Below are 361 nucleotides of genomic sequence, written 5' to 3' on the forward strand. Positions count from 1 at the left end.
GTTTCACCAGGTCTTTGATCGTTGGGATCCGCTCTACATATCGGATAAAAACAGAAATCACCATAGCTGCATCATTTAGTTCTTCTGGCGCGCCAAGTCGGGACTTTTTGGTCACTACATGACAAATCGCATCCAAATCAATGGCGGAAATGATCGCGTCATAACGGTGGGTAGGTTCCAACTCATATAATTCTTGAATGCCAAATAAGCTCATTTGTCGTATAATGGCCATAGGAAGTATTCCTCCAGTCTTTTTATGGGTGTTTTGTCAACGACCATTATACAAGACTTGGGGAGGTACTTCCTTTTTTACGCCTTGAAACCCCTGGTTTGCCAGGGCTGAGATTTATGAAATTCATTC

General features: G+C 42.7%; 1 pseudogene. It reads right to left on the reverse strand.

From position 1 onward, the window contains the following. A pseudogene (locus AVZ68_RS19520) lies at positions 1-232 on the reverse strand (IS5/IS1182 family transposase); the annotation flags it as partial. Between the last annotated feature and the right edge of the window lie 129 nt (positions 233-361).

This window comes from Shouchella shacheensis (assembly GCF_001484965.1).
In the GTDB taxonomy this organism is placed as follows: Bacteria; Bacillota; Bacilli; order Bacillales; family Bacillaceae_D; genus Shouchella; species Shouchella shacheensis.